The 1,306-nt window shown below is 57.9% G+C and carries 1 protein-coding gene and 1 rRNA gene; both read left to right on the top strand.

Going from position 1 to position 1,306, the window contains the following annotated elements:
* A partial coding sequence (locus NW852_RS04435) for an HPP family protein (protein WP_414426490.1) occupies positions 1-241 on the top strand: 241 nt, incomplete at its 5' end.
* Positions 242-394: 153 nt separating this feature from the next.
* Positions 395-1,306 (top strand): 16S ribosomal RNA (locus NW852_RS04430); the annotation flags it as partial.

Raw genomic sequence — 1,306 nt, 5'->3', positions numbered from 1 at the left:
GCACGGGGCCTCGCCCCAGACCCGGGTGCTCGAGCGGATGCGCCCCCCCTTGCAGGTAAACCAAGACACCGAGGCCCTCGTCGCCCTGCAGCGCATGGCCGAGCAGGGTTTCTCGAGGCTCCTGGTTACCGACGAACAGGGCCGCCTGATCGGCATTCTAAGCAAAACCGACCTGCTGCGAGCCCTCCAGCTTCGCGCCGCTCAGATGAGCTTATCCAGTCGCCCCAGCCCTAGGGCTTGACAGGTTTGGGGGTAGTCTGTACACTTCTCGTTGCGCTGCCGCGAGGTAGCCAAGCACCTTGACAAAGAAAGATCAGCAGAAACACGAATCATACCTCGTTTTCTCGGATATATACAAACGAGAAAACGTCCAAATCTCGCCATAAAGCGAGCATTTTTGGAGAGTTTGATCCTGGCTCAGGGTGAACGCTGGCGGTATGCCTAAGACATGCAAGTCGGACGGGCTGTTTTATGCAGCCAGTGGCGGACGGGTGAGTAACACGTAGGTGACCTACCCCAAAGTCTGGGACAACTAGGAGAAATCTTAGCTAATCCTGGATGTGGACACTCACCTTGGTGGGTGTCTAAAGCCTTCGGGCGCTTTGGGATGGGCCTGCGGCGCATCAGGTAGTTGGTGGGGTAATGGCCTACCAAGCCGACGACGCGTAGCTGGTCTGAGAGGACGATCAGCCACAGGGGTACTGAGACACGGACCCCACTCCTACGGGAGGCAGCAGTTAGGAATCTTCCGCAATGGGCGAAAGCCTGACGGAGCGATACCGCTTGAAGGACGAAGCCCTTCGGGGTGTAAACTTCTGAACTCGGGACGATAATGACGGTACCGAGGTAATAGCACCGGCTAACTCCGTGCCAGCAGCCGCGGTAATACGGAGGGTGCGAGCGTTACCCGGATTTACTGGGTGTAAAGGGCGTGTAGGCGGTCTCTCAAGTCCGATGCTAAAGACCGGGGCTCAACCCCGGGGGTGCGTTGGATACTGTGAGGCTAGACGGTCGGAGAGGGTAGCGGAATTTCCGGAGTAGCGGTGAAATGCGCAGATACCGGAAGGAACGCCGATAGCGAAAGCAGCTACCTGGACGATTTGTGACGCTGAGGCGCGAAAGCGTGGGGAGCAAACCGGATTAGATACCCGGGTAGTCCACGCCCTAAACGATGAGTGCTGGGTGTCCGACATCTGTTGGGTGCCGTAGCTAACGCGTTAAGCACTCCACCTGGGAAGTACGGCCGCAAGGCTGAAACTCAAAGGAATTGACGGGGGCCCGCACAAGCGGTGGAGCATGTGGTTTA

Origin of the sequence: Synechococcus sp. H60.1, assembly GCF_047462335.1 — a bacterium.
Lineage (GTDB): Bacteria > Cyanobacteriota > Cyanobacteriia > Thermostichales > Thermostichaceae > Thermostichus.
The sequence above is the reverse complement of the archived record's forward strand: the minus strand, read 5'-3'. Positions and strand labels throughout refer to the sequence as shown.